General features: G+C 63.8%; 26 protein-coding genes. 16 read left to right on the top strand and 10 right to left on the bottom strand.

Going from position 1 to position 22663, the window contains the following annotated elements:
* Positions 1-33: 33 nt before the first annotated feature.
* The 11 genes from urtB (at position 34) to PLD_RS18365 (ending at position 10079) form a co-directional block, all read left to right on the top strand.
* The gene (urtB, locus tag PLD_RS18415) at positions 34-1536 is read left to right on the top strand and encodes an urea ABC transporter permease subunit UrtB (RefSeq protein ID WP_159895195.1); all 1503 of its coding nucleotides are present in this window, start codon (positions 34-36) and stop codon (positions 1534-1536) included.
* Positions 1537-1651: 115 nt separating this feature from the next.
* Complete coding sequence (gene urtC / locus PLD_RS18410) at positions 1652-2731, top strand: urea ABC transporter permease subunit UrtC (RefSeq protein WP_159895193.1); 1080 nt, start codon at positions 1652-1654, stop codon at positions 2729-2731.
* Positions 2728-3588, top strand: a complete 861-nt coding sequence (gene urtD, locus PLD_RS18405; RefSeq protein ID WP_159895191.1) for an urea ABC transporter ATP-binding protein UrtD — start codon at positions 2728-2730, stop codon at positions 3586-3588. Before urtC ends, urtD begins: the two co-directional genes overlap by 4 nt.
* Before the next feature lie 140 nt (positions 3589-3728).
* Positions 3729-4427: an urea ABC transporter ATP-binding subunit UrtE gene (gene urtE / locus PLD_RS18400; RefSeq protein ID WP_159895189.1), complete on the top strand. Its 699-nt coding sequence runs from the start codon at positions 3729-3731 to the stop codon at positions 4425-4427.
* Between the two features lie 30 nt (positions 4428-4457).
* Positions 4458-5297, top strand: coding sequence for an urease accessory protein UreD (locus PLD_RS18395; protein WP_159895187.1), 840 nt, complete (start codon positions 4458-4460; stop codon positions 5295-5297).
* A 39-nt stretch (positions 5298-5336) separates the two neighbouring features.
* Positions 5337-5639 carry an urease subunit gamma gene (locus tag PLD_RS18390; RefSeq protein ID WP_102881974.1) on the top strand — a complete coding sequence of 101 codons (303 nt, stop codon included), beginning with the start codon at positions 5337-5339 and terminating at the stop codon, positions 5637-5639.
* 9 nt (positions 5640-5648) lie between these two features.
* On the top strand, positions 5649-6182 hold the full coding sequence (locus tag PLD_RS18385) for a GNAT family N-acetyltransferase (RefSeq protein ID WP_159895185.1): 534 nt from the start codon (positions 5649-5651) through the stop codon (positions 6180-6182).
* 7 nt (positions 6183-6189) lie between these two features.
* A complete protein-coding gene (locus PLD_RS18380; protein WP_159895183.1) occupies positions 6190-6723 on the top strand; it encodes an N-acetyltransferase in 534 nt (177 codons plus the stop codon).
* The gene (locus PLD_RS18375; RefSeq protein WP_123723441.1) at positions 6720-7025 is read left to right on the top strand and encodes an urease subunit beta; all 306 of its coding nucleotides are present in this window, start codon (positions 6720-6722) and stop codon (positions 7023-7025) included. The genes PLD_RS18380 and PLD_RS18375 overlap by 4 nt, the downstream gene beginning before the upstream one ends.
* Before the next feature lie 123 nt (positions 7026-7148).
* Positions 7149-8849, top strand: a complete 1701-nt coding sequence (gene ureC, locus PLD_RS18370; RefSeq protein WP_159895181.1) for an urease subunit alpha — start codon at positions 7149-7151, stop codon at positions 8847-8849.
* Positions 8850-8945: 96 nt separating this feature from the next.
* Entirely contained in the window at positions 8946-10079 is a 1134-nt protein-coding gene (locus PLD_RS18365) for a sensor histidine kinase KdpD (RefSeq protein WP_159895179.1), read from the top strand.
* A gap of 173 nt (positions 10080-10252) precedes the next feature.
* Here PLD_RS18365 and PLD_RS18360 read toward each other — a convergent pair whose 3' ends face one another.
* Positions 10253-10558 carry a chaperone modulator CbpM gene (locus PLD_RS18360; RefSeq protein ID WP_178116234.1) on the bottom strand — a complete coding sequence of 102 codons (306 nt, stop codon included), beginning with the start codon at positions 10556-10558 and terminating at the stop codon, positions 10253-10255.
* Positions 10559-10578: 20 nt separating this feature from the next.
* On the bottom strand, positions 10579-11517 hold the full coding sequence (locus tag PLD_RS18355) for a DnaJ C-terminal domain-containing protein (protein ID WP_159895175.1): 939 nt from the start codon (positions 11515-11517) through the stop codon (positions 10579-10581).
* 297 nt (positions 11518-11814) lie between these two features.
* On the opposite strand from PLD_RS18355, the gene PLD_RS18350 reads away from it, so the two are divergent.
* Together PLD_RS18350 and PLD_RS18345 are read left to right on the top strand one after the other, a co-directional pair.
* Complete coding sequence (locus PLD_RS18350; RefSeq protein ID WP_159895173.1) at positions 11815-13080, top strand: Hsp70 family protein; 1266 nt, start codon at positions 11815-11817, stop codon at positions 13078-13080.
* Between the two features lie 61 nt (positions 13081-13141).
* Positions 13142-14050, top strand: coding sequence for a hypothetical protein (locus tag PLD_RS18345; RefSeq protein WP_159895171.1), 909 nt, complete (start codon positions 13142-13144; stop codon positions 14048-14050).
* Positions 14051-14063: 13 nt separating this feature from the next.
* Here PLD_RS18345 and PLD_RS18340 read toward each other — a convergent pair whose 3' ends face one another.
* The 5 genes from PLD_RS18340 to PLD_RS18320 form a co-directional block, all read right to left on the bottom strand.
* Positions 14064-15074, bottom strand: coding sequence for an AI-2E family transporter (locus tag PLD_RS18340; RefSeq protein ID WP_159895169.1), 1011 nt, complete (start codon positions 15072-15074; stop codon positions 14064-14066).
* Between the two features lie 126 nt (positions 15075-15200).
* The gene (locus tag PLD_RS18335; RefSeq protein ID WP_256674677.1) at positions 15201-16088 is read right to left on the bottom strand and encodes a hypothetical protein; all 888 of its coding nucleotides are present in this window, start codon (positions 16086-16088) and stop codon (positions 15201-15203) included.
* Positions 16085-16456 carry a hypothetical protein gene (locus PLD_RS18330; protein ID WP_256674676.1) on the bottom strand — a complete coding sequence of 124 codons (372 nt, stop codon included), beginning with the start codon at positions 16454-16456 and terminating at the stop codon, positions 16085-16087. Before PLD_RS18330 ends, PLD_RS18335 begins: the two co-directional genes overlap by 4 nt.
* Before the next feature lie 306 nt (positions 16457-16762).
* Complete coding sequence (locus PLD_RS18325) at positions 16763-17044, bottom strand: PsiF family protein (RefSeq protein ID WP_159895167.1); 282 nt, start codon at positions 17042-17044, stop codon at positions 16763-16765.
* Between the two features lie 71 nt (positions 17045-17115).
* Positions 17116-17904, bottom strand: a complete 789-nt coding sequence (locus tag PLD_RS18320) for a helix-turn-helix transcriptional regulator (protein ID WP_159895165.1) — start codon at positions 17902-17904, stop codon at positions 17116-17118.
* Between the two features lie 96 nt (positions 17905-18000).
* On the opposite strand from PLD_RS18320, the gene PLD_RS18315 reads away from it, so the two are divergent.
* A complete protein-coding gene (locus PLD_RS18315) occupies positions 18001-18888 on the top strand; it encodes a DMT family transporter (RefSeq protein WP_159895163.1) in 888 nt (295 codons plus the stop codon).
* Between the two features lie 57 nt (positions 18889-18945).
* On the opposite strand, the gene PLD_RS18310 is transcribed toward PLD_RS18315, so the two are convergent.
* The 3 genes from PLD_RS18310 to PLD_RS18300 all read right to left on the bottom strand — a co-directional run bounded on the left by PLD_RS18310 (position 18946) and on the right by PLD_RS18300 (position 20905).
* The gene (locus PLD_RS18310) at positions 18946-19836 is read right to left on the bottom strand and encodes a triacylglycerol lipase (protein WP_159895161.1); all 891 of its coding nucleotides are present in this window, start codon (positions 19834-19836) and stop codon (positions 18946-18948) included.
* Positions 19837-19951: 115 nt separating this feature from the next.
* Entirely contained in the window at positions 19952-20257 is a 306-nt protein-coding gene (locus PLD_RS18305; protein ID WP_159895159.1) for a multidrug efflux SMR transporter, read from the bottom strand.
* A gap of 9 nt (positions 20258-20266) precedes the next feature.
* Complete coding sequence (locus PLD_RS18300; protein ID WP_159895157.1) at positions 20267-20905, bottom strand: FMN-dependent NADH-azoreductase; 639 nt, start codon at positions 20903-20905, stop codon at positions 20267-20269.
* Between the two features lie 137 nt (positions 20906-21042).
* Between PLD_RS18300 and PLD_RS18295 the strand changes: the two genes are divergently transcribed.
* Complete coding sequence (locus PLD_RS18295; RefSeq protein WP_159895155.1) at positions 21043-21984, top strand: LysR substrate-binding domain-containing protein; 942 nt, start codon at positions 21043-21045, stop codon at positions 21982-21984.
* Positions 21985-22094: 110 nt separating this feature from the next.
* Complete coding sequence (locus tag PLD_RS18290) at positions 22095-22625, top strand: bacterioferritin (protein WP_159895153.1); 531 nt, start codon at positions 22095-22097, stop codon at positions 22623-22625.
* Positions 22626-22663 lie beyond the last annotated feature (38 nt).

Here is a 22663-nt window from a genome sequence, read left to right as displayed (position 1 = left end):
CTACAGAACCACGCTCTGCGCAAGGCCACTGATATGCCCACTGCCCTCTACCGTTTGATCCTCGCCTGCCTGTTGCTGCTGCCCATGGCCGCCCAGGCCGGCGACGCCGAAGACTTCGTCGCCGGCAGTTCCAGCGAACAGGCCCGGCTTCTGGAAAGCTGGGCCGCGCAGCCCGACCCGGCGCGCCTGGAACTGCTCACTGCCCTGCAACAAGGCCAACTGAGCACGGCCGGCGAAACCAAGCCCCTGCGCCTGAACAACCGCTTGCGGGGCCTGATCGACAGCGCCCTGGCCAGCCACCAACTGCTCGCCGCCGACGCCCAGAGCCGGCTGGCCGCCGCCCGGCAATTGCAGAAAAGCGCCAAACCGGCGCAACTGAAATTCCTCGATGCGCGACTGGCCGCCGAGCACGACCCCGGCGTACACGCCGCCCTGAGCCTGGCCCTGGCCAACCTGCAACTGGTGGACAGCGACCCGGCGGTACGTCTGGCCGCCGTGCGCCTTTTGGGAAAAACCGGCGACCCGCTGGCCCGCACCCGCCTCGAAGGCCTGCTGCAACCCGGGGTCGAGGCCGATGCCAATGTGCGCACCGCCGCCGAAACCAGCCTGGCCCAAGTCAAGCGCAAGCTGCTGGTGGGTGAGGTCCTCGGCCAGGCCTTCAGCGGCTTGTCCCTGGGGTCGATCCTGCTGCTGGCGGCCCTGGGCCTGGCCATCACCTTCGGCCTGCTGGGAGTGATCAACATGGCCCACGGCGAGATGCTGATGCTCGGCGCCTACGCCACCTATGGGGTGCAGCTGCTGTTCCAGCGCTTTGCCCCGCAGGCCATCGAGTACTACCCGCTGCTGGCACTGCCGGTGGCGTTCTTCGTCACCGCCGCCATTGGCATGGCCCTGGAGCGCACGGTGATCCGTCATCTCTATGGCCGGCCCCTGGAAACCCTGCTGGCCACCTGGGGCATCAGCCTGATACTGATCCAAGTGGTGCGCCTGCTGTTCGGCGCACAGAACGTCGAGGTGGCGAACCCGGCCTGGCTCTCCGGCGGCATCCAGGTATTGCCCAATCTGGTACTGCCCTACAACCGCCTGGTGATCATCGCCTTCGCGCTGTTTGTGGTGCTACTCACCTGGCTGCTGCTGAACAAGACGCGCCTGGGCCTGAACGTGCGCGCAGTGACCCAGAACCGCAACATGGCCGCCTGCTGCGGGGTGCCCACCGGCCGCGTGGACATGCTCGCCTTCGGCTTGGGCTCGGGCATCGCCGGCCTGGGCGGCGTGGCCCTGAGCCAGGTCGGCAATGTTGGCCCGGACCTGGGCCAGAGCTACATCATCGACTCGTTCCTGGTGGTGGTGCTCGGCGGCGTCGGGCAACTGGCCGGCAGCGTGCTGGCGGCCTTTGGCCTGGGGATCGCCAACAAGATCCTCGAACCGCAGATCGGCGCCGTGCTCGGCAAGATCCTAATCCTGGCGCTGATCATTCTGTTTATCCAGAAACGCCCGCAAGGACTTTTCGCACTCAAAGGACGGGTGATCGACTGATGAACATGCCCGCTGCTTTTTGTAGGCGCGAGCGTGCTCGCGAAACGCTGCCCCGCCATTCGCGAACCTGCACGCTGCTGGCGGTAGCCCTGGTCAGCCTGGAAGGGAATCACTCATGAACCAGCCCATCACCGTCACCCTTGCGCACAAGGCCGGGCGCAACACCACCCTGGCCGTGGGCGCGCTGCTGCTCGCCGTGCTCATCGCCCTGCCGCTCTTGTCACTGCTGCCGGCAGACCACCGGTTGCAGGTCTCGGCCTACACCCTGACCCTGGTGGGCAAGATCCTCTGCTACGCCATCGTCGCCCTGGCCCTGGACCTGGTCTGGGGTTATGCCGGGCTGCTGTCTCTGGGCCACGGCTTGTTCTTCGCCCTGGGCGGCTACGCCATGGGCATGTACCTGATGCGCCAGGCCGCCGGAGACAGCTTGCCGGCGTTCATGACCTTCCTCTCGTGGAACGAGTTGCCCTGGTACTGGACCGGCACCGAGCACTTTCTCTGGGCCCTGTGCCTGGTGGTGCTGGCCCCGGGGATGCTGGCGCTGGTGTTCGGTTTCTTCGCCTTCCGCTCGCGGATCAAGGGCGTGTACTTCTCGATCATGACCCAGGCCCTGACGTTTGCCGGGATGCTGCTGTTCTTCCGTAACGAGACCGGTTTTGGCGGCAACAACGGCTTCACCAATTTCCGCAGCATCCTGGGTTTTGGCATCACCGAACCCGGGACTCGCGCGGTGCTGTTCCTGGCCACGGTGCTGCTGCTGGTGGCCAGTCTGTACCTGGGCTGGCGCCTGGCCCGGAGCAAGTTCGGCCGGGTGCTGACCGCCCTGCGCGACGCCGAGAACCGCCTGATGTTCTGCGGCTACGACCCGCGTGGCTTCAAGTTGTTCGTCTGGGTCTTGAGCGCCGTGCTCTGTGGCTTGGCCGGGGCCCTGTATGTGCCTCAGGTGGGCATCATCAACCCCAGCGAAATGTCCCCCACCAATTCCATCGAGGCCGCGGTGTGGGTGGCCCTGGGCGGGCGCGGCACGCTGGTCGGGCCGCTGCTGGGAGCCGGGCTGGTCAACGGCATGAAGAGCTGGTTCACCGTGGCCCTCCCCGAATACTGGCTGTTCTGCCTCGGCGCGCTGTTCATCGCAGTGACCCTGTACCTGCCCAAGGGCGTGATCGGCCTGCTGAAGAAACGAGGTGAACAATGAGCGTCACAGCCACCGCGGACTTCATGCTCGAACCCATTCTCGACGCCAACAAGGACGCCGGCGCCAGCCGCGACGCCATCGGCCTCGGACACGCCGCCGGCAAGGGCCTGAACACTCGCCACGGCACCCTCCTGACCCTTGAAGACATCAGCGTCAGCTTCGACGGTTTCAAGGCCCTCAACGACCTCAACCTGTACATCGGCGTCGGCGAGTTGCGCTGCATCATCGGCCCCAATGGCGCCGGCAAGACCACCCTGATGGACGTGATCACCGGCAAGACCCGGCCCACCCAGGGCAAGGCCTGGTTCGGCGAAACCCTGGACCTGACCCGGATGAGCGAAGTGCAGATCGCCCAGGCCGGGATCGGCCGCAAGTTCCAGAAACCTACGGTGTTCGAGGCCCTGAGCGTGTTCGAAAACCTGGAGCTGGCGCAAAAGACCGACAAGTCGGTGTGGGCCAGCCTGCGGGCGCGCCTGAGCGGCGAACAGAAAGACCGCATCGCCCAGGTGCTGGAGACCATTCGCCTGAGCCCCTCAGCCCAGCGTCAGGCCGGCCTGCTGTCCCACGGTCAGAAGCAGTTCCTGGAGATCGGCATGCTGCTGATGCAAGACCCGCAATTGCTGTTGCTGGACGAACCGGTGGCGGGCATGACCGACGCCGAGACCGAGTTCACCGCCGAGCTGTTCAAGAGCCTGGCCGGCAAGCACTCGCTGATGGTGGTGGAGCACGACATGGGCTTTGTCGGCTCGATTGCCGACCACGTCACCGTGCTGCACCAGGGCAGCGTGCTGGCCGAAGGGTCGCTGGAACAGGTGCAGGAAAACGAGCGGGTGATCGAGGTGTACCTCGGTCGCTGACCCAACCAACCACCTTTGTAGCCGCTGCCGCAGGCTGCGATCAGCCTCGAAGAGGACGTGCTCTGCAAGGCCCATGAAGGTCCTGTGGACCTTGTCGCAGGCTGCGGCAGCGGCCACAGGTTTTTTGAAGGAATCCGAACATGCTGCAAGTCGACCAGTTGCACCAGTACTACGGCGGTAGCCACATCCTCCGGGGCCTGAGCTTCGAGGCGCAGGTAGGCGAAGTGACCTGCCTGCTCGGGCGCAACGGCGTGGGCAAGACCACCCTGCTCAAATGCCTGATGGGTCTGCTGCCGGTCAAGGAAGGCGCGGTCAACTGGGAAGGCCAAGCCATCACCGGCTTCAAGCCGCACCAGAGGGTCCACGCCGGAATCGCCTACGTGCCCCAGGGCCGGGAAATTTTCGGCCGCCTGACGGTGGAAGAAAACCTGCTGATGGGGCTTTCGCGTTTCGGCGCGAAGGAGGCCAAGCACGTGCCAGCCTTTATCTACGAACTGTTCCCGGTGCTGTTGCAGATGAAGCAGCGCCGTGGCGGTGACCTGTCCGGCGGCCAGCAGCAACAGCTGGCCATCGGCCGGGCCCTGGCCAGTCGCCCGCGCCTGCTGATTCTCGACGAGCCCACCGAAGGCATCCAGCCCTCGGTGATCAAGGAGATCGGCGCGGTGATCAAAAAACTCGCGGAACGCGGCGACATGGCGATTGTGCTGGTGGAGCAGTTCTACGATTTTGCCGCCGAACTGGCCGACCAGTACCTGGTGATGTCCCGGGGCGAAATCATCCAGCAGGGCCGTGGCGAAAATATGCAGGCCGACGGTGTACGCGGCCTGGTTACGATCTAATCTGTAGCCTCCTAACGATAACGACCCAGCATGAACTCACCTGCCGCCACCGCCTTGTTCACCCCCAGCTGGCACGCCGAGCTGGAACTGGCCTATGCCCGTTTCGGCGCCAGCACGCGCCCGGTGCTGCGTCGCCACCTGGGCCCGCTGCGGGTGCAGAAGCACCTGTATGCAGAAGGCCCCGAGGTGTGCCAGCACATCATCGTCCACCCGCCCGGCGGCATCGCCGGCGGCGACCGGCTGGCCATCAAGGCCCGCGTCGAGCACGGCGCCTGGGCCCAGTTGACCAGCCCCGGGGCCGCCAAGTGGTATCGCGCCAGCGGTCCCGCCAGCCAGATCCTGGACCTGCAAGTGGCGCCGGGGGCGACCCTGGAGTGGCTGCCCCAGGAGACCATCGTGTTCAGCGCCGCCCAGGCCGAACTGACCACCCGGATCGACCTGCAAGGCGATGCCCGGCTGTTCTACTGGGACATCGTCGCACTCGGTCGCCCGGCCAGTGGCGAGCATTTTGAGCACGGACACGTCCAGGCCCGCTTGGACATACGCCGCGACGGCCGGCCGCTGTGGCATGAGCGCCAGCGCATCAGCGGCGGCGACGGCCTGCTGGATTCGCCCATCGGCCTGGACGGCCAGCCGGTGTTCGCCACCCTGCTGGTCACCGGCGAAATCGACCGTTCACTGCTGGAGCGCTGCCGCGCCCTGGAACACCCGGTACGCGGCGACCTGAGCCAACTGCCAGGGCTGCTGGTGGCCCGCTGCCTGGCCAGCGAAGCCCTGCTGGCCCGGGCCTGGCTGATCGACCTGTGGCGCCTGCTGCGCCCGGCGTTGCTGGGCCGCGAGGCCGTGCCACCGAGGATCTGGAATACCTGAAGCTGCCCTTTTTAACTGCCCAACAACGGACTGATCACGATGGACCTGACCCCACGCGAAAAAGACAAGCTGCTGATCTTCACCGCCGGCCTGGTGGCCGAGCGGCGACTGGCTCGCGGCCTCAAGCTCAACTACCCGGAGGCCATGGCCTTTATTTCCGCGGCGCTGCTCGAAGGCGCCCGGGATGGCCAGACCGTGGCTGAACTGATGCACTACGGCACCACCCTGCTGAGCCGTGAACAGGTGATGGAAGGCATCCCGGAGATGATCCCGGAGATCCAGGTCGAGGCCACCTTCCCCGACGGCACCAAACTGGTCACCGTCCACCAACCCATCGCCTGAGGCCGTGCCATGACTTATCGCATCCGCGACGCACTGCACGCCGACCTGCCGGCGATCCGCGACATCTACAACGACGCCGTGGTCAATACCACGGCGATCTGGAACGACACCCCGGTGGACCTGGGCAACCGCCAGGCCTGGTTCAGCGCGCGCCAGAGCCAGGGCTACCCGATCCTGGTGATCGTCGACGCCGAGGAGCAGGTGCTCGGCTACGCTTCCTTCGGCGACTGGCGACCCTTCGACGGCTTTCGCCACACCGTGGAACATTCGGTCTATGTCCGCCGCGACCAGCGCGGCAACGGCCTGGGTCCACGGTTGATGCACGTGCTGCTGGAGCGTGCTCGCGACTGCGACAAGCACGTGATGGTGGCCGCCATCGAAAGCGCCAACAGCGCCTCGATCCATCTGCATGAACGCCTGGGTTTTATCAGCACCGGGCAAATGCCCCAGGTGGGCACCAAGTTCGGCCGCTGGCTGGACCTGACCTTCATGCAACTGACTCTCAACCCGGGGGCGCAACCGCCCGCCCCTCACCAGGAGTGACCGCCCGATGAACGCCGCCCAACTGCGACTCGTGCATGGAGAAAGCTTTGCCCATTACCGTCAGGGACTGATCAACTTGTTGTTGGACTCGGTGCAGCACGGCGCGTCCATCGGTTTCATGGCCGACCTCGACGACCGCCAGGCCCGGGCCTACCTCAGCAGCGTGCAGGCCGGGGTCGAAGACGGCAGCCTGCTGCTGTGGGTGGTGGTTGACGATGAGCAGGTCCTGGCCAGCGTGCAACTGGCGCTGTGCATGAAGGCCAACGGACGCAACCGCGCCGAGGTGCACAAGCTCCAGGTGCTGCACAGCGCTCGGCGTCGCGGCCTGGGCCAGCAACTGATGACGGCCCTGGAACAGGCCGCCCGCCAGCACAAGCGCGGCCTGCTGTACCTGGACACCGAGGCCGGCTCGGCGGCTGAGGCGTTTTATCGCTCCCAGGGTTACACCCGGGTCGGCGAGTTGCCCAACTACTGTCAGAGCCCGGACGGCAGCTACAGCCCCACCGCCATCTACTTCAAGACATTGGGACAGCCCCTATGATTCCTGGCCAATACCAGATCCAGCCCGGCGAGATCGAACTCAATGCCGGGCGCCGCACCTTGACCCTCAGCGTGGCCAACAGTGGCGACCGGCCGATCCAGGTCGGCTCCCACTATCACTTTTTCGAAACCAACGACGCCCTGACCTTCGACCGCGCCGCCAGTCGCGGCATGCGCCTGAACATCGCCGCCGGCACCGCCGTGCGCTTCGAACCGGGACAGACCCGGGAAGTGGAACTGGTGGAACTGGCCGGCAAGCGCCGGGTGTTCGGTTTTGCCGGACGCATCATGGGCGACCTCTGAGCCCAGCGCCCAGTGGCAAGCTTCAAGCGGCAAGCAACAGCGGCTTGAAGCGCTATCGATGTCTTTTGATTTTTCTTGCAGCTGGCAGCCTGAAGCTTGCCACTCATTGCCGAGGAACAAGGAATGCGCATTTCCCGTGAGGCCTACGCCGACATGTTCGGCCCTACAGTGGGCGACAAGGTACGGCTGGCCGACACCGAGCTGTGGATCGAAGTGGAGCAGGACTTCACCACCTACGGTGAAGAAGTGAAGTTCGGTGGCGGCAAAGTGATTCGCGATGGCATGGGCCAGAGCCAACTGCTGGCGTGCGATGTGGTGGACACCCTGATCACCAACGCGCTGATCATCGATCACTGGGGCATCGTCAAGGCTGATGTCGGTTTGAAGGATGGGCGCATCGCCGCCATCGGCAAGGCCGGCAACCCGGATATCCAGCCCGATGTGACCATCGCCATCGGCGCCAGCACCGAGGTCATCGCCGGTGAAGGCATGATCCTCACCGCCGGCGGCATCGACACCCATATCCACTTCATCTGCCCGCAGCAGATCGAAGAGGCGCTGATGAGCGGGGTCACCACCATGATCGGCGGCGGCACCGGGCCGGCCACCGGGACCAACGCCACCACCTGCACCTCGGGGCCCTGGCACATGGCGCGCATGCTCCAGGCCGCGGATGCCTTCCCGATGAACATCGGCTTTACCGGCAAGGGCAATGCGAGCCTGCCCGAGCCCTTGATCGAGCAGGTCAAGGCGGGGGCCATCGGCCTCAAGCTGCACGAGGACTGGGGCAGCACCCCGGCCAGCATCGACAACTGCCTGAGCGTGGCCGATGAGTTTGACGTGCAAGTGGCGATCCACACCGACACCCTCAACGAGTCGGGCTTCGTCGAAACCACCCTCGGCGCCTTCAAGGGCCGGACCATCCACACCTACCACACCGAAGGCGCCGGCGGCGGCCATGCCCCGGACATCATCAAGGCCTGCGGGTTTTCCAACGTGCTGCCCAGCTCCACCAACCCGACCCGGCCCTTCACCCGCAACACCATCGACGAGCACCTGGACATGCTCATGGTCTGCCACCACCTGGACCCGAGCATCGCCGAGGACGTGGCTTTTGCCGAGAGCCGCATCCGCCGCGAGACCATCGCCGCCGAGGACATCCTCCACGACCTGGGCGCGTTCTCGATGATCAGCTCCGACAGCCAGGCCATGGGCCGGGTCGGCGAAGTGGTGACCCGCACCTGGCAAACCGCCGACAAGATGCACCGCCAGCGCGGTCCGCTGCCGGGCGACGGCCCGGGCAACAGCAACTTCCGGGTCAAGCGCTACATCGCCAAGTACACCATCAACCCGGCCATCACCCACGGCATCAGCCATGAGGTGGGCTCTATCGAAGTGGGCAAGTGGGCCGACCTGGTGCTCTGGCGCCCGGCCTTTTTCGGGGTCAAGCCGACCCTGATCCTCAAGGGCGGGGCCATTGCCGCGAGCCTGATGGGCGACGCCAATGCCTCGATCCCGACCCCGCAACCGGTGCATTACCGGCCGATGTTCGCAAGCTTTGGCGGCAGCCGCCACGCCACCAGCCTGACCTTTATCAGCCAGGCGGCGCTGGAGGCCGGAATACCGGAACAATTGGGGCTGAAGAAGCGCATCGCCGTGGTCAAGGGCTGTCGCACCGTGCAAAAGAGCGACCTGATCCACAATGACTACCTGCCGAACATCGAGGTCGATCCACAGACGTATCAGGTCAAGGCCGATGGCGTGCTGCTGTGGTGCGAACCGGCGGACGTGCTGCCCATGGCCCAGCGCTATTTCCTGTTTTAAGCACTCGCGGCACCGGGCGGATCAGTGTTGAAACGGCCGATAAGGCGCTAAGATGCGTCTCGTTTTTTCACTCTCTGCCCATTAAGGTGCCCGGCTATGCGCCTGTCCGACTTCATCGTGCAACACGTTGATCGAATCATTGATGAATGGGAGCAATTCGCCAGAACCTTGGCCCCCGAAGCCAAGACCATGACCCGCAGCGACCTGCGCGACCATGCCAAGTCCATCCTGTTGGCCGCTGCCCGCGACATGCGCACCAGCCAGAGCCCTGGCGAACAAGCGGCCAAAGCCAAGGGCGCCGGCCCGGAAAAAAGCCCCAGCCTGGATGCCGCGGCTGCCAGCCACGGCGAACTGCGTCATAACGTCGGTTTTGACCTGGTGCAGATGACCTCGGAGTTCCGCCACCTGCGGGCCTGCGTGATCCGTCTGTGGGTCGCCAGCCTGATCGCGCCGAACCTGGAACACCTGCAAGACATGATCCGCTTCAACGAAGCCATCGACGAAGCCCTGGCCGAGTCCACGGCCGCCTATGCCGAGCAGGTCAGCCGCTCGCGAGACATCTTCCTGGCGATCCTCGGCCACGACCTGCGGGCGCCGTTGCAGGCGGTGAGCATGTCCACCGACCTGCTGGCGCGCAAAGTGGCGCTGGATGCCGATGCCCAGGCCTTCGTTTCGCGCATCAAAAGCGGCACCCGGCACATGGGCGCCATGGTCAATGACTTGCTGGAGTTCGTCCGCAGCCGCCTGGGCAACGGCCTGCCCATCGATCCTGCACCCATGGACCTGAGCAGCGCCGCCAAAGCGGCGATGGACGAAGCCTGCGCCGGACAACCCGATTGCACGCCGATGCTCAGCGTCGAGGGTGACAGCCACGGCATTTGGGACCGCGGACGCATCGAGCAGATGCTGCAGAACCTGATCGGCAACGCGTTGCAACACGGCAGCGACCGCCGCACCGTGACCGTAACCATCACCGGCGGTGTCGAGCAGGTGTTACTGACCATCCACAACTACGGCGCACCGATTCCCCGGGAAGCCCTGGGCACGCTGTTCGATCCCTTGGTGCGCAGCGCCGATGAAGAACTGGGCAACAACAGCACCAGCCTGGGTTTGGGGTTATTCATCGTCAGGGAAGTGGTGGTTGCCCACCAGGGCAGCATCGAAGTCAGCTCAAGCGAGAGCGACGGCACGACCTTCACCGTCACCCTGCCGCGGGTCTCCCGCGCCTGAGGCACGTTACAAACGCTAGCGCTCTTTGTAGCCGCTGCTGAGCGCCAGCGAAGCTGCGCACGAGGACGCAGTCCTCGCAACCTGCTGTTCCTGACACCCCGCAGTTGCCTGTTTTTACGGCCGCTGCACGCCCGGCCGCAGCCTCGCTCGCGCTCGGCAGCGGCTACAGGTCATCAGTCCAGCAGCAGGCGGCCCAGGCGCTGGCGGAGCATCTGGTTCTCCGCCCGCAGTTGCCGTACCTCGTCCAGCAGTTCCAGCGCCAGAGCGACGCCTTCCCACTCCAGATCCAGGTCGCGGCGCAACTTCGCCGCGCGCTTGGCCAGGGACAGTTCATGATCGCTGAATCGCCAATCCTGGGGCTCTGCGCCCTGAGGTTCGAGGATCCCGTGTTCGACGATTTCGATCACGTAGGCCGCCGACAAATCGGCCACTTCACAGAATTCTTCCATGTCCAGCTGAACGATCAGGGTGCTCATGATCAGCGCCTCCTAGTGTCGAATCAGAAATGTTCCCGAGGGTCGAACGCAGCCTTCTTCGCCAGTTCCTGCCACAGCGCCTTGACGTCATCGCTGGCCTGCTTGGGCATCACGGCCTTGAGCTGTACGAACAGGTAGCCGCGCTGGCCAGCCTTGTTGAGCAAGCCGTGGCCCTTGGCGCGCATGCGCTGGCCGTTCTGACTGCCGGCCGGGACCTTGAGGTTGATCTTGCCGGTCAGGGTCGGTACGGCGACCTCGGTCCCCAACGCCAGCTCCCAGGGAGCCAACGGCAGGGTGATGATCAGGTTCTCGCCCTCCACATCGAACTTCGGATGAGGCGCAAAACGTATGGTCAGGTACAGGTCGCCATTGGCGCCGCCACCCACGCCCGGCGCGCCCTGGCCTTTAAGGCGGATACGCTCGCCGTCGCTGACACCCGCCGGGATCTTCACGTTCAGGCTTTTGCTGGTGTTGCTGACGTGCTGACCGGCGGCGTTGTATTGCGGCACCTGGAAGCTGATTTTCTTCGACTCGGTCGACAGAGTTTCTTCAAGAAAAATCGGCAGTTCCATTTCTACATCCTGTCCACGACGGCCACTGCTGCGGCGCTGCTCCGGGCCGCCAAATCCTGCCCCCCGGTTACCAAAGATCGAGCTGAAGAAGTCCGAGAAATCCCCGCTGTCACCGTCACCAAAGCCACCACGGCTCTGCCAGCCCGGCGGCCCCTGGAACGGCTGGCCATGCTGGCCGTATTTGCGCAGGTCATCGTACTCGGCGCGTTTGTCGGCGCTTTTCAGCGCTTCATAGGCTTCCGAGGCATCCTTGAACTTGGCCTCGGCATCCTTTTCCTTACTGACGTCAGGGTGGTATTTGCGCGCCAGCTTGCGATAGGCGGCCTTGATCGCCTTGTCGTCCGCTGTCGGCTCCACGCCGAGAATCTTGTAATAGTCTTTGAAGTCCATCGAGGGAGTCACCATCCGTTATCAAAGTCGCGCGGCGTGCAGCACAGCATGCTCGGTCTGGCAGCATGAGAATTGATCAATCTCAATTCTCTGACTGAACGGCGCATCAGAAGTTTATCGGCAGCCTTGGGCGGATCTTGCGACCCCTGGTGGCTGCCCGGCCCATGCCTGCAAGTTTGGGGGTCAAGGATAGTCTTTCAAGGCACAACAGGTGGCGATTTAGCTGATCGTCGGCCTTTGCAACGGTCGAGGACTGGCGTACGCTGCGCGGCCGTTTTTTTCACCGGACCCAAAGACATGAACAACGCCACCCCGGCCCGTGCCTGCGGCATTGACTTCGGTACCTCCAACTCCACCGTCGGCTGGCTGCGCCCCGGCGAGGAGACACTGATCGCCCTGGAGGACGACAAGATCACCCTGCCTTCGGTGGTGTTCTTCAACATCGAGGAACGCCGTCCGGTGTATGGCCGCCTGGCGTTGCATGAATACCTGGAAGGCTACGAAGGCCGGCTGATGCGCTCGCTGAAAAGCCTGCTGGGCTCCAAGCTGATCAAGCACGACACCAGCGTGCTGGGCACCGCGATGCCGTTCAAGGACCTCTTGGGGCTGTTCATCGGCCAGCTGAAAAGCCGCGCCGAAGCCACCGCCGGTCGCGAATTCGAGCAAGTGGTGCTGGGCCGTCCGGTGTTTTTCGTCGATGACGACGCCGCCGCCGACCAGGAAGCCGAAGACACCCTGGTGGACGTGGCGCGCAAGATCGGCTTCAAGGACGTGTCCTTCCAGTACGAACCCATCGCCGCGGCCTTCGACTACGAATCCACCATCGAACGCGAGGAACTGGTGCTGATCGTCGACATCGGCGGTGGTACCTCGGACTTCTCCCTGGTGCGCCTGTCCCCCGAGCGCCGGGGCGTCGACAACCGCCATGACGACATCCTCGCCACCGGTGGCGTGCACGTCGGCGGCACCGACTTCGACAAGCAACTTTCGCTGGCCGGCGTGATGCCGCTGTTCGGCTACGGCAGCCGGATGAAGAGCGGCGCCTACATGCCCACCAGCCATCACATGAACCTGGCGACCTGGCACACCATCAACTCGGTGTACTCGCAAAAGTCCCAATTGGCCCTGGGCAGCATGCGCTACGACATCGAAGACACCGGTGGCATCGATCGCCTGTTCAAGCTGATCGAACAGCGCGCCGGGCACTGGCTGGCCATGGAAGTGGAAGAAACCAAGATCCAGCTGACCTACGCCGAAAGCCGCCTGGTGGCCCTGGACCGCATCGAGCGCGAGCTGAGTGTCGACCTCAGCCGGGCGCTGTTCGAATCCTCCATCGACGGCCTGCTCGAACGCATCCGCACCAGCGTCAGCCAATTGTTGAGCGACGCCAATGTCGGTGTGGGTCAGGTCGATACGGTGTTCTTCACCGGTGGTTCCAGCGGTATTCCAGCGTTGCGCCAGCGCGTGGCGGCCATGCTGCCCAACGCCCGCCATGTGGAAGGCAACATCTTCGGCAGTATCGGCAGCGGTCTGGCGATTGAAGCCAAGAAGCGCTACGGCTAAGCACCCACGCCCGACTTTCGCCCCACCGGGATGGGGATAATTTTCGCAAGGAGCCGAAACGATGAACCTGTGCAAGCTGTTACCCCTGCTGACCGCCCTGCTGCTGACCGGCTGCCAGGAAGACTTCATGGACCTGCACTTCGAGCAAGCCGTGGGCGATCGGGGCCGGCAGGTCTACACCCGCGTCAGTACCTTGCTGGAAGAGGCGTTGCGCGCCCACGGCATCGCCGCGGAAAAGATCGAGCTGGAACTGGACGCACAAGACCCCCGGGTGATCCACCTGGCGATCAACGGCGAGTTGCCCCCTGAACAGCGAGCGGCCCTGCGTGCGGTGTTTGACGACATCCTCAAGGCCCGTGCGGCCAGCAGCATGGTCATTGACCTGACACTCCAAGCCCAGCCCGGGGCTGCCAGCCCGCAGCCGTTCCCCCTGGAACTGGCCATCACCCCAGAGGTGCAGCTTGCGGCGCGCTACCAACTGCTCGACCGGGCATTGAGCCTGTACAACAAAAACGCGGTCCCGGTCCAGATCGTCTGCGCCATCAAGGGGCAATTGAACGGCGAACTGCCCTTCAATGCGGTGAGCGTGCGCCAGATCCCCGAGCAGTCACCCGAGCATGTCTACCTCAATTACCGTGCTCAGAACCTCAGAAGGCAAACCCTGCCTGCCCTGATGCACGTCAGGGACGCCCAACTGCGCGAGCGCATGAGCCAAGGCGAGATTCGCCTGTGGAGCGAAGAGCAGGTTCAAAACGACCTGCTGCGCAGCGAGCTGCAATTGTCGATTGAAATCGGCACGCTGGGCGAGCAACTGCTGGCTGCCGACTTCAGCGCCGACAACCGCCAAGGCACCTGGACCCGCGAATGTTCGAAGAAGATCGAGCACCTTGGCCGACCGTTCTCGTTCCATATCGGCTCAGGCCTCGATCGCCTGAAGGCGGTGACCTATAAGGATGCTGAGCGCAGTTGAGGCCCGACCAGACTCAGACCAGCCCCGCCAGCTTCAACTCGCTCTTCAGGTAGGCGTAGTAGATCGGCCCCGCCACTACCCCGGGCAGGCCGAAGGCAGCCTCGAATACCAGCATCGCCAGGAGCAGTTCCCAGGACTTGGCACTGATCTGCCCACCGACGATCCGCGCGTTGAGGAAGTATTCCAGCTTGTGGATAAAGATCAGGTAGCCCAGCGCCGCCACCGCCACCCAGATCGACAGCGACAGCCCGACGATGGTGATCAGGGTGTTGGAGATCAGGTTGCCGATCACCGGCAACAGGCCCAACAGGAAGGTCAGCACGATCAAGGTCTTGGTCAGCGGCAGCTTGACCCCGAACAGTGGCAGGACCAGCGCCAAAAAGATCCCGGTGAAGAAAGTGTTGAGCAGGGAAATCTTGATCTGGGCGAAGACGATGTTGCGAAACGCCTGGACCAGCAGGTGCAGGCGATCGAACAGCGCTGCTGCCAATGGCTTGCGCTTGGTCAGGTCGGGGATGCGCTGCAAGGCGATGATCGCCCCCAGGACCATGCCAATGAGCAAGGTCACGAACATGTGCGCCGCGTCCTTGCCCACCAGTTGCAACTCGCTCAGGTGCTTGCTCGCCCAGGCGCCGATGGCGGCCTGGAACTCCGCAGCGCTGGCCGGCAGGTAGGAATCGAGGAACGGCGGCAACTGGCCGCGGGCCTTGTCCACCACCACCATGAACTTGCCCAGCGAAGCGCCGGGGTTCTCCGCTTCATGCAACAGAAAACTGAAAGCCCCGGCGAACAGCAACGTCAACAGACTGACCACCAGCGTGCCCAGCAGCGCCACCGCCAGCCAGCGCGCACGTCGGCCCTCGATCAGCCGCTGCAATTGCGGAGTGAGCATGTTGACCAGCTCGAACACCAACAGCCCCGCCAGCAGGCTGGGCAACAGCCGTAACGGTAAAACCAGCAGCAAGCCGCCAAAGATGATGATCCAACTGATAAACAACAGATGACGCTGCGAAAACGCTGGCATATAGCCTCAAGACAAACAGCGGGGAAAAGACCGGCAGTCTGCCAGCCTTCACCCCTGAGGAATAGTGGCAGGCGCCCCAAAGGCATGGGCTTACATGGGTACTTGAGTCTTGTGACAGGCGAAGCTTCAGTCGCCTTTGGCCTGAGGCAGCGGGGCTGAAAGGTCGGGCAGCGGGACGTCGTAGCCGCAGTAGTGCAGGCGGGTCAGGGTCAGGCGCTTGTCGGGATAGTCATCGCCCCATCTCAGGTTCTGGTCGTAGCGCGACTTGATATGGGCACACGCCTTTTGAATACCGGCTCGGGCCTTGGCCAGCACCGGCTCTGGCAGGGGGTTGATCTTCAGGCTCTGGAACCACGGCAGGATAAACACCTGATCCAGGTCGTAGCCCTTGCTCCCAAGGGGCAGGCGCTGCCCGGCATGCACATAGAAGGGTTGTTGCAGGCCGCTCTCCTGTTCCCAGCACCAGTACTTGACCTCATCCTCGAAGATACCAACCGCGCGCCCCTCCCAACGCTCGTAGATGCGTAGACATGAGTGCCCCTGCATGCTCACCCAGTCGATGCTGCTGGGCTTGACGCCGTGATAGGAAGGCAACGCCTGCCTGGCCAGCAAATCATCAAGAAAGGCCGGCTTCGGGTAGAGCAGCCCCACGCCTTGACCATCGAGAAAGCTGTCGACCCGCATATAGAGCCCGGACGCCGTCACCTGGGTGTCGCCATAGGAAAAGGACCCGGAAGTTCCCACTGACAGTGAGTCACTGGCCTTTTCATAATAAAACCCTCCGGTAACGGTTGCGCATTTGGCATGCCGATAAGGCCCGGGCAGGTCGAAGGAATATCGCTGCATCAGGGAGACCCGCTTCACGCCCTCTGTGCACAGCATGCGGTTGTCGAAGCGTTCATTTTCGTAGACCAGGGGCGGCGTCATGCAGCCGCTGATGATCAGCAGAAGTCCGCCTGCCAGTGCGCGCTCGATAGCGCGGCGCATGCTCATGGCCAGAGTCATCAGGCTCATTCCTGGTATTTGCTGATAAACGAATACTTGCTCCCCGCCGCTTCGACGATGGCCTGCATTTCCTGCTCTTGCGCCGGCTCGCCGACAAAGAACACCCAGACCCGAGGAAACTGCTGATCACTCAGCGCGCCGCCGACAATCGCCTTGTCCAATGCCGGGTTGGCGCCGAATATCACCAGCTTTCTATTCAGCTCTGCAGACACCATGCGGAACATGTCGCGCATGCCAAAGCGCTCCATGCCGCCCCCCGCCACGATCATCAGGCGATCGGGAAGCACGCCGTGACTGTTGATCCGGGTAACGGCGAGCGGCAAGGCATCCTGGAATTGCGGGGAGCCATCGCGGCCCTGTTGTATAGCTGACGCCACGTCAGAGAGGACCTCATCCTGGCTTTTTTGACGAGGAGCAGAAGCACACCCCGCAAGAACACAACACAGCAGAACCCACAGAACTCTTTTCACCGTCACTTCCCTATGCAATTGCTGGCCAGCGCCAGGCGATGGCCCTCCATCAAGGCGTCGAACGTCCACCTCCTCGCTTCGGACGAAGCGCAAGAAATCATAAACAGAATGATGAAATACGGCTGAGAAAAGCAGCCGCGAGCAACGAGACGCGCGGGAGATGAGCCTCCCCCAAGACAGTACGGGGAGGCGCAGTGACGCTATCGACAGGGGCTATTTCTTCTTCAGGCAATCACTCATGAACGCCTTGCGCGCATCGCCCTTGAGGGCCTTGGCGGTGGCATCGGCGTTGCAGCTCTTCATTCTTTCTTGAGGTGTGGCCGGGGCGGCCTTGAGGCAGGTGCTCATGAAGGCCTTGCGCTCGTCGCCCTTGAGGCTCTTGGCGCTGGCTTCGGCGTTACAGCTGGTCATCTTGTTCTGCTGGGCGGTGGCGGCAAACCCCTGGGAACACAGCAGCAGGCCCAGCATCAACAACGGAATACGCAACATCTTCATGGAGTTTTCTCCTGGTCACCGCGCCGACGGGCACGGCCTTGTGCGCAGTGTAGACAAAGCTTGTTACACCTTCATCTGTTCTGCAGGCCGGCCCGGCGGTACTGCTCGGGGGTGCAGGCGGCCTGGCGCTGGAACATGGCGATGAATGCCGAGGCACTGCTGTAACCCATGTCGAAAGCGATTTCCTGGACGCTGCGCGGGCTGTCCAGGGCTTCGATCGCGGCGAGAAAGCGCTGGCGCTGGCGCCACTCGCCAAAGCTCATGCCCAGTTCGCGAACGAATTGCCGGGCCAGGGTCCGTTCGCTGACATGGGCCTGTTGTGCCCAGTGGGCCAGGGGCTGGTTGTTGCCGGGATCGGCCTGCAGGGCTTGCAGCACCCGCAGCAGCTCGGGGTGGCGGGCATAGGGCAGGTAGCCTTTATGTGCTGGGGCCTGACGCAGTTGGTCCAGGGCCACTTGGGCCAGGCGCTGGTCGGCCTCGCCCTCGGGGATCTGCACATCCCGGGCGGCGAAGTCCTTGAGGATCGCCTTGAGGATTTCGCTGATGGCCAGCGTACTGCCCTGCTCCGGCAGGTCTGTGCACAGTTCCGGCGCCAGCAGCACCGCTCGGTAGTTGATCGGTTGCGAGGTGTAGAAGCTGTGGGGCGTCTGCGGTGGCACCCAGACCGCGTACTGCGGCGGCGACATGAAGCGCTGGCCGGCAATGTCCATGTGCATCACGCCGTGGGCCGAGTATTCCAGGCAGCCCCAGGGATGGCGGTGCTCCAGGGCATGGCTGTGGGCCGCGAAATCGGCATAACGGAAATACACCGGCGCTGGCAGGCCGTGGAAATCCAGGAGATCGATGTGTTTTTTGCTCATGCTGTCCGGATGTCGGGGCGGGTTGTCCGGTTCGCAGTATAGGCATTGATCCGGACAGGCGGATAATCGGCCCTCACACATTTTCTGGTTGTTTCCATGCAATACGCTTACCCCCTGCTGGCCATCTTTATCTGGGCCGGCAACACCGTGGTCAACAAACTCGCCGTGGGCGCGATCTTCCCCGCGGAGATCGGTTTCTATCGCTGGCTGCTGGCCGGCCTGCTGTTCACTCCGTTCATGCTCAAGCCGGTGCTGCGCCACTGGCCGCTGATCCGCCCGAACCTTTGGCGGATCTCCATCCTCGGGGTGCTGGGCATGGCGGTGTATCAGAGCCTGGCCTACTTCGCCGCGACCCTGACCTCGGCCACCAACATGGGCATCATTCTGTCCCTGATGCCGCTGATGTCCCTGGCCATGGCCATCGTCAGCCTCGGCCAGCGCCTGACCGCCGGAGCCCTGGTGGGCGCAGTGCTGTCGTTTGCCGGGGTGCTGGTGGTGGTGTCTTCCGGCAGCCTCGCTGCGCTGCTGCAGCACGGGGTCAACCTGGGTGATGCGATGATGCTGATTGCCACCCTGGCCTACGCCATCTACAGCACCCTGCTGAAAAAATGGCAGCTGCGCCTGCCGCCGCTGGTGCTGTTGTACCTGCAGGTGCTGGTGGCGGTGGTGGTATTGCTACCGTTGTTCCTGGCTTCGCCAAAGGTAGGCCCGACCCTGCAGAACATTCCGCTGGTGCTGTATGCCTGCCTGCTGGCCTCGATGCTCGCGCCCCTGGCCTGGATGCAGGCGGTGGTGCGCCTGGGGCCGAGCCGGACCACGCTGTTCTTCAACCTGCTGCCGTTGATCACCGCGCTGATTGCCGCCGTGGTGCTGCACGAGCAACTGGCCTGGTTCCATCTGGTGGGCGGCGTGCTGACCTTGGGCGGGGTGGTTCTTTCGGAGCGCTGGACCACGGTGCTGGGCGCCAAAGCTCAGGTCGCCTGAAAGGCCTTCGCCACCTGGGGTAACGTCGCACGCCGCGCCACCGGACCGAGACTCGGATCAGAGCCCAGCGGCCTTGAGGCGCTGGGCATGTTCGACGAACAGGCGGATCGGATCGGCGCCCTTGCCCACCAACCCCAGGGACTGGTTGACGATATCGAAGTGGTCCAGGGGGTAGTCGTCGCCGATCACCTGCCCCAAGTGCGAGCTGTAGCGTCCGACCATGCCGTCGCATTGCCCCGCTTCACGGACGAAGGTGCGGGCGAACAGGCGGCAACTGCGGCTGGTGCCGTCGAACAGATTGCGCCCGCGATTGGTCTTGCCTGGCTGCAAGGTGCCGGACCAGGAGTAGTAGCGCACGCCGCCGACCTCTGCCGGGCCCTGGCCGCCCCAGGTGGACGGCAACCCTTGAGGGTATTGGCGGTTGAACAGGGCCACGCCCGCGGTGGTCAGCGACTGATGCGAAGCGTGGATATCCACCGGCAGCCTGGGCCCGCGATAGCCGGTTTCCAGCAGCGTCATCAAGGCCGAGACGCCCCGCAACAGCCAGCTCAGGACACGCCCCTTAAGACTGTGTGCCGGCGAATGCCGCGCCAGGTAATCCGCCAGTTCGGAACCGTGGTTGGGACCGGCCACCGACGTCACGGAGGCAACCCAATCAGGGCGTTTGGCCGCCGCATAACGGGCGGTAAGCGCGCCCTGGCTGTGGCCGATCAGGTTGACACGGGGCGCACCGGTCTCGGCCATGATCCGCTGCACCTGAGCCAGCAGTTGTTCGCCGCGCACCTCGCTGGAGTTGAGCGGCGACACCTGTATCGCAAACACCTGGGCCCCACCCCGGCGCAAGGCCGGGATGATGCCGTACCAGTAGGGATACAGCAGCAGACGGACAAAACCGAGCATGCCAGGCACCAGTACCAGGGGATAACGCGTGGCAAACTCTTGGGACATACGACGTCCTTGTGCGAAGGCAGGGGGGCTGGCTGAAAGCTAGACCATAACCAAGGCCATCGTCACCCCCCATGACGCTTCGGCGACAAACCGATGACAGCCCGGCCCCGAGTGACTACTTCAGCCCCACCACCCCGGCCACGATCAGGCCCACCGACACCAGCTTGACCGGCGTCAGGCTTTCCCCCAGCAGCATGAAGCCCAGCAGCACCGTGCCCAGTGAACCAATGGCGGTCCAGATCGGGTAGGCCACGCTCACCGGCAACTCGCGCATGGCCAGGGTCAGGAAATAGATACCGCCCAACGCCGCGACCACCGTCAGCAGCGACGGCAAGAGCCGGGTAAAGCCTTGGGCGTACTTCATGCCCATGGCGAACGTGACTTCGAAGGCCGCCGCCAGCAGCAGGAACATCCAGGCCATGGCGCCACCTCAGAAGCTGGTTGCCAGAGCCAACAGACGCTGCCGCGCCTCGGCACAGGATGGTTCGAAACGCTCGGGCGCCGACTCCTCGCCTTCTGCCGCGACCACCGTTACGTCCTCGATGCCGATGAACCCCAGGGCCGTGCGCAGCCAGCGGTCGGCGTGATTCATCGCTTCATGCTCGCCCCCGGGGCCAAAGCCACCGCCGCCACGACTGGTGACGATCAACACCTTCTTGCCCTGCACCAGCGGCTGGTACTGGGCCACGCCGTTGTCCTGAAGGGTGTTGAAAGTCAGCCCCAGGCGCACGATGTGATCGACCCAGGCCTTGATCCCGCTGGGCACGCTGAAGTTGTGCATCGGCGCCGAGATCACCAGGCGCTGGTGGCCGAGCAACTCGTCCACCAACTCGTCACTCAAGGCCAGATCGGCCTGCATCGATAGCGGGCGGGCTTCGGGCTGTGGATAAAACGCCGCCGCGATAAAGGCTTCGCTGACGTGGGGCAAGGAACCTCGCCCGACTTCGCGCCGGGTCAGGATTCCCTCGGGATTGGCCTGTTGCCAGGCGTGTAGGAAGTCATCGGCCAGACGCCGACTGTGGGAGCGCTCGCCTCGTGGGCTGCCGTGAATGGCAAGAACTGTACTCATCTGTTTTCTCGTGTGCGGATTGACGGTAACGGCCTTGAATCCGGCCCTATTCCGCGTTAAATCTAGAGTTACCGCGACTCACCAACAAATGAGTAAACATTCACTTTGATGAATTCAATTCATCCATAGGGCCCATCATGTTCGCCCATCTGCCCCTTACCGCACTGCGCACCTTCGAGTCCGCCGCACGCCTGCTGAGCTTCAAGGCCGCTGCCGAGGACCTGTCGGTGACCCCCACCGCGGTGTCCCACCAGATCCGCAGCCTGGAACACTGGCTGGGAGTGGCCTTGTTCGAACGCCTGCCCCGCCAGGTACGCCTGACGGAGTCCGGCCGCCGACTGTTCCACAGCCTGCATGGCGCCCTGCTGGATGTGGCCCAGAGCGTCGACACCCTGCGCCCCAGCCCCAGTGCCGCGCAGTTGACCGTGTCCACCACCGCCGCCTTCGCCGCCCTGTGGCTGGTGCCGCGGCTGGGGCGTTTTTACACCCAGCATCCACGCATCAACCTGCGCCTGGACACCCAGTGCGAAGTGGTGGACTTGCAGCAGGACGCCAGCATCGATGTGGCGATCCGCTACAGCCAGGATGGCTACCTCAACCTCTACGGTCTGTGCCTGTTCGATGAGCGCTTTGCGGTCTATGGCGCACCGCAACAGCTGGCCCTGGCGCGTCAACAGCGACCGAACCTGATCAGCGTGCACTGGCGCAATTCGAGGTTGTATGCCGATGGCTGGCAGGCCTGGTGTGCCCAGGCCGGGGAAAACTGGCTCGACGACCCGGCGCCAATCCGCTCCTACGACGAGGAGCAGTACGCCCTGCAAGCGGCCATTGCCGGCCAGGGCCTGGTGCTGGCGAGCAACATCCTGGTGTCCCAGAGCGTGGCCAGCGGCCTGCTGCAACCTTACCGCCCAGAGATCCAGGTGGACGGTGCCGGCTACAGCGCCCTGTGCGTGCCAGGCCGTGAGCGCCACCCGCCGGTGAAGGCCTTCTTCCAGTGGTTGCAACAGGAATCACTGCGAGCCGGGCACCCACTGCTGGCGCGAGGGGGCCGCTCACCCCAGCCGGACAGCGAGGGCTGAACGACAGACACATCCGATAAAACTTTTTGCTGCGCCTGGGACTCACACCCTAAGTAGCGATCAGGCCAACAGAGCCTGGCGCAAAACGGATTAGCCTCTAGGAGATTGAGATGAGCGACATGCATTTGTCTGATGTAAACACCCTGCGCGCACGGGCTCGCCAGCATGTGGAAAACGGCGCCGTCACCGAAGGCTACAACGCCGATCGCGAAGAAGTGCTACGCCTGCTCAACGAGTCGCTGGCCACTGAACTGGTCTGCGTATTGCGCTACAAGCGCCACTACTTCATGGCGAATGGGCTGAAGGCCAGCGTGGCCGCCGATGAGTTTCTCGAACACGCCACTCAGGAGGCCGAACACGCCGACAAGTTGGCCGAGCGTATCGTGCAGTTGGGCGGCGAGCCGGAGTTCAACCCGGACTTGCTGTCCAAGCACTCTCATGCCCAGTACGTGGCCGGCAACAACCTGAAGGAAATGGTCTACGAGGACCTGGTAGCCGAACGGATCGCCATCGACAGCTACCGCGAGATCATCCAATACATCGGCGACAAGGACCCCACCACTCGCCGGCTGTTCGAAGAAATCCTGGCCCAGGAAGAAGAACACGCCGACGACATGGCAGACATCCTCCAGGACCTGTGACCCTCTCCCCGCCCCGTTCCTGATTGCAGGAGCCGGGC

Origin of the sequence: Pseudomonas sp. LD120, from assembly GCF_009861525.1 — a bacterium.
GTDB lineage: Bacteria > Pseudomonadota > Gammaproteobacteria > Pseudomonadales > Pseudomonadaceae > Aquipseudomonas.
The sequence above is the reverse complement of the archived record's forward strand: the minus strand, read 5'-3'. Positions and strand labels throughout refer to the sequence as shown.